Below are 4,578 nucleotides of genomic sequence, written 5' to 3'. Positions count from 1 at the left end.
CCTCGGACCGGCCCCCTTTGCGCTTCAAATCAGCCGTTGCAACAAAACCTGCGCAGTCGCAGCCGAAGGAGGGTTCCCAATGAGCGTGGTGGCCAAGACCCTCGGTGTCTCCCGCTCAAATCTTCATGATCGCCTGAAGGGAGGCGCGAAGCCGCGGCGGCGCTATCACAAAGCGCAAGACGCGGCGGTGGTGCCGCTGATCACCGCGCTCGTGGCAGCGCGGCCGACCTACGGATACCGGCGGATCGCCGCGCTCCTGAACCGCCAGCTGCGCTCGGAGGGCCTGGCACCGGTCAATCACAAGCGGGTCTATCGGATCATGCAGACCCATAACCTGCTTCTGACGCGGAAATACACGGAACGTCCCGAGCATGTTCACGACGGCAAGGTGATCGTCATGCGTTCGAACCTGCGCTGGTGCAGCGATGGCTTCGAGTTTACCTGCTGGAACGGCGATATCATCCGCAGTGCCTTCATTATCGATGCCCATGACCGTGAAATCATCGCCTGGCGCGCTGTGGCGAATGCCGGGATCAGCGGTTCCGATATTCGCGATATCATGCTGGAGGCCGTCGAGCGTCGCTTCGGCGCTTACCGCGCCCCATCCGTCATCGAGATGCTGTCCGACAACGGCTCACCTTATATCGCGAAGGACACGCAGATCTTTGCTCGCCAGCTGGGACTGAAGCCTTGCTTCACGCCGGTCCAGAGCCCGCAAAGCAACGGCATCTCGGAGGCTTTCGTGAAGACGCTGAAACGCGACTACGTCCAGGTGACTCCACTGCCCACCGCCCCGACAGTTCTTGGATTGATCGAAAACTGGATCGAGGATTACAATGACAACCACCCGCACTCAGGGCTGAAAATGCGCTCGCCCCGCGAGTTCATTGCCGCTCAAATCGCAACCGCCTGAGTGTCCGGCGAAACGGGGGCAAGACCAAGAGGGTGACGAGATCGCGGTCGCAGAAGGTGAAGACCGTATCGAGATGCATGGAAGCACGCTCAATCGGCAGTTTACACGCAATGACTCTTTCTGCGCCGCCTTGCGCAAAGAGGGAGCGCGCGAGTGACCTGAGACCCTAAACTTCCTCCAAATTTTGGTAGAGTCCGTCAAAACCAGGAGACGGACGGAATGAAGCGTTCACGGTTCACGGAAGAACAGATTATCGGGATATTGAAGGAGCAGGAGGCGGGCGCGAAGACAGCCGATGTCTGCCGCAAGTACGGCATCTCGGATGCAACCTTCTACAAATACAAGGCGAAGTATGGCGGCATGGACGTGTCTGATGCGCGCAAGCTGAAGGCCTTGGAAGATGAGAACGCGAAGCTCAAGAAGCTTCTCGCGGAGACCATGCTGGACAATGCCATCCTGAAGGATGTCGCTTCAAAAAAATGGTGACGCCCGGTGCGAAGCGGGATGCGGTGGCTCAGGTCTGTGCGCAGCATGGGGTGAGCCAGCGTCGGGCGTGCGAGGTTCTATCGGTTGATCGGTCGAGCATGCGATATCGCAGCGTGCGACCTGACGATGCGTCAATCCGCGAAGCGATGAAGAAGGTGGCGTCTGAGCGCCGCCGTTTCGGCTATCGCCGCATCCACGTCATGCTCGGCCGGCAGGGGATCGTCATGAACCTGAAGAAGCTCAGGCGGCTTTATCGTGAAGAGAAACTGACTGTTCGCAAGCGCGGCGGCAGGAAGCGGGCCTTGGGAACGAGGGGTCCTCTGGCTCTGCCGTCACGACCCAACGAGCGCTGGAGCCTGGACTTCGCCAGCGATGCCTTCACGGACGGCCGCCGCTTCCGCGTTCTGGCTATCGTTGACGACTTCACACGCGAATGCCTGTGCCTGGTCGCCGACACATCCCTGTCGGGCGCTCGGCTCGCCCGCGAGTTGGACAGTCTGATCGCCAGACGGGGAAAGCCGAAGACGATTGTCTCTGACAATGGGACGGAGATGACCAGCATGGCCATCCTCAAATGGTGCCAGGAGACCCAAGTCGACTGGCACTACATCGCGCCGGGCAAGCCGATGCAGAACGGCTTCGTCGAAAGTTTCAACGGCAGTTTCCGCGACGAATGCCTCAACGAAACCCTGTTCTCGTCGCTCCCCCAAGCACGAGACGCAATCACCGCATGGAAGGAGGACTACAACCGCAACAGACCCCACGAACTCAGCCCATGAATTAGGCAGACGGCATAAGTTTTTGGCATGCAGGTCAATCATATTTGTATTTGATTTTATGACGGCTTTTCCGCTCCATTGAACCTTGCCAACCGACGGTCTGAAGGCGCGGCAAGCCTCTGCTGCGCCTGACCAATCGTCATCGATCCGGCGCAGCCGGGCGTGTCAGGGAACCGTCGACACACATTTTCAGGAGACCCGTTCATGGCTCATATAAAACCGAAAGGTTCATTTGTGGCGCTTGTCACCCCGATGAACGAGGATGGCAGCATCGACTTTGAGGGTTTTCGCACCCTGTTGAACTGGCATGAGCAAAACGGCACAGAAGCCGTTCTCATCATGGGGTCGACCGGTGAGGTGTCCATGCTCACGCAGGAAGAGCGCCGCGCGATCATTTCTGAAACCGCGAAGATGAAGACCGGCAAGATGCTGTTTTATTATGGCTGCACCGGCAACAACACCCAGTCCACAATCGACTATGTACGCTATGCGAAAGCCGAAGGCGGCGACGGCGCGATCATTGCGGCGCCTGCCTATATCTGCGCCGATAACGTCGCCATTTCAGACTATGTGCGCGAGGTCTGTGATGCTGAGGACTTCGCCATCGGCTTCTACAACAACCCGCCGCGCGTGAAAACAGACCTGCACTGGAATGATCTTCTGGAACTCGCCAAGCACCCCAACAGGCGATGTCACGTTAACTTCCGGTCAGCGCCTTGCGGTGTAGAGGCGCGAGTATGAGTACGTCCGCCATCAGCTACAAGCGTCACCGCTTTCCTGCCGAAATCATCGCCCATGCGGTTTGGCTGTATTATCGGTTTCCGCTGAGCCTGCGTCATGTCGAGGAAATGCTTTTGGAGCGCGGCATCGTCGTTTCCTACGAGACGATCCGCCGCTGGGGCCGGAAGTTCGGGCCGGACTATACTGGGCGCCTGCGCCGCAAGCAGCCGGATCGCAATGATATCTGGTACCTCGACGAGGTCGCCATCACGATCGCCGGTAAGAAACATTGGCTGTGGCGTGCCGTCGACCAGGATGGCTATGTGCTCGATGAGATCGTCCAGACCCGGCGCAACACCAAGGCCGCCAAGCGCTTGCTGACGCGGTTGCTGAAGAAGCAGGGGCTCGCACCGAAGCGCATGATCACCGACAAGCTCCGCTCCTACGGAACAGCCAAGCGGCAGGTGATGCCGCAGATCGAGCACCGCTCGCACAAGGGCTTGAACAACCGTGCGGAGAATTCGCACGTGCCGCTGCGAAAACGAGAACGCTCAATGCAGGGGTTCCGATCGCCGGGGAGCCTACAGCATTTCATCTCGATCTTCTCCGCCTTTCGCAACCTTTTCGTCCCGCCCCGCTCACAACGCTCCGCTCTCGGCATTCGCACTCATCGCCTGCGTGCCATGGCCGAATGGAACGCTGTAACCATCGGCACCTGATCGAGCCGCCGCAGGGCCCGGTGCGTCCATGCTCAGGTTTATGTGACATCGCCAGCTCAAGAACTGGCGGCGCGTTGCGACCCGCTATGACAAGACCAAAGAATCCTACCTCGGCTTCGTCACCCTCGCAGCAGTCAAACTATGGATACCCTTTGTCCACGAGCGCTAGAAGCGAAAGGGATAGCTAGTCCACTCCTTTCGCTCTTCCGGGAATGGAATTAGGCAAGCTTCGCTGCGATTTTCGCAACATGTGCGCCCTGGAATTTGGCGGCTTCCACCTCAACTTCTGACGGCATGCGAGAACCATCAGCGTCAGTGATTGTGGAAGCTCCGTAAGGTGAACCACCCTTGACCTCGTCAACGCCCATTTGACCTTGGAACGCGTAGGGTAGGCCCACAACTGCCATACCGTGGTGGAGCAGTGTTGGGATGAAGCCGAGTATGGTGGATTCTTGGCCACCATGCTGCGTCGCCGAAGAAGTGAAGACGGAACCAACCTTACCAACGAGCTTGCCCTGCGCCCATAGGCTACCGGTCTGATCCCAAAAATTGCGCATCTGGGAAGCGACGGTTCCGAACCGCGTTCCCGCGCCAACGATAATGGCGTCATACTCGGTAAGTTCGTCGACACTTGCGATTGGTGCCTGCTGATCGAGTTTGAAGTTGGATGCCTTCGCGACGTTTTCAGGAACAAGTTCTGGGACCCTTTTGACGACAGCTTCAACACCTGCTGAACGAATGCCTTCAGCGACAGCGTTTGCCATCGTTTCGATGTGGCCGTATGCGGAATAATACAGAACTAGAACTTTAGGCATTTGATCTCCGTGTCAAAAATTCATCCTACGGTGAAGTGCATACAGGATACTGTAACAACTGCTAGTCATCCATATGTTGACACACCGTTCAATCTTTCTCCAAGGCCTCTCAAGGGTATTGCCGGGATTGCCAAGTTGATTACGGC

The 4,578-nt window shown here is 57.8% G+C and carries 4 protein-coding genes and 3 pseudogenes; 5 read left to right on the top strand and 2 right to left on the bottom strand.

Features of this window, described 5'->3' with window-relative positions; all coding sequences use genetic code 11:
- On the top strand, positions 1-913 hold a 913-nt coding region (locus tag NA8A_RS24085), incomplete at its 5' end, for an IS3 family transposase (protein WP_081581996.1).
- 28 nt (positions 914-941) lie between these two features.
- Here NA8A_RS24085 and NA8A_RS25225 read toward each other — a convergent pair.
- Positions 942-1,067: pseudogene (locus tag NA8A_RS25225) on the bottom strand (arginine deiminase family protein); the annotation flags it as partial.
- A 65-nt stretch (positions 1,068-1,132) separates the two neighbouring features.
- On the opposite strand from NA8A_RS25225, the pseudogene NA8A_RS24075 reads away from it, so the two are divergent.
- The 4 genes and pseudogenes from NA8A_RS24075 to NA8A_RS24865 form a co-directional block, all read left to right on the top strand.
- Positions 1,133-2,163: pseudogene (locus NA8A_RS24075) on the top strand (IS3 family transposase); the annotation flags it as partial.
- Positions 2,164-2,382: 219 nt separating this feature from the next.
- Entirely contained in the window at positions 2,383-2,919 is a 537-nt protein-coding gene (locus NA8A_RS24070) for a dihydrodipicolinate synthase family protein (protein WP_009453052.1), read from the top strand.
- Positions 2,916-3,617, top strand: a complete 702-nt coding sequence (locus NA8A_RS24065; protein ID WP_009453051.1) for an IS6 family transposase — start codon at positions 2,916-2,918, stop codon at positions 3,615-3,617. The genes NA8A_RS24070 and NA8A_RS24065 overlap by 4 nt, the downstream gene beginning before the upstream one ends.
- 52 nt (positions 3,618-3,669) lie before the next feature.
- Positions 3,670-3,786 (top strand): annotated as a pseudogene (locus NA8A_RS24865) (IS5 family transposase); the annotation flags it as partial.
- A gap of 49 nt (positions 3,787-3,835) precedes the next feature.
- Here NA8A_RS24865 and wrbA read toward each other — a convergent pair.
- Positions 3,836-4,432, bottom strand: a complete 597-nt coding sequence (gene wrbA, locus NA8A_RS24060) for an NAD(P)H:quinone oxidoreductase type IV (protein ID WP_009453050.1) — start codon at positions 4,430-4,432, stop codon at positions 3,836-3,838.
- Positions 4,433-4,578 lie beyond the last annotated feature (146 nt).

Origin of the sequence: Nitratireductor indicus C115 (assembly GCF_000300515.1) — a bacterium.
GTDB lineage: Bacteria > Pseudomonadota > Alphaproteobacteria > Rhizobiales > Rhizobiaceae > Nitratireductor > Nitratireductor indicus.
The sequence above is the reverse complement of the archived record's forward strand: the minus strand, read 5'-3'. Positions and strand labels throughout refer to the sequence as shown.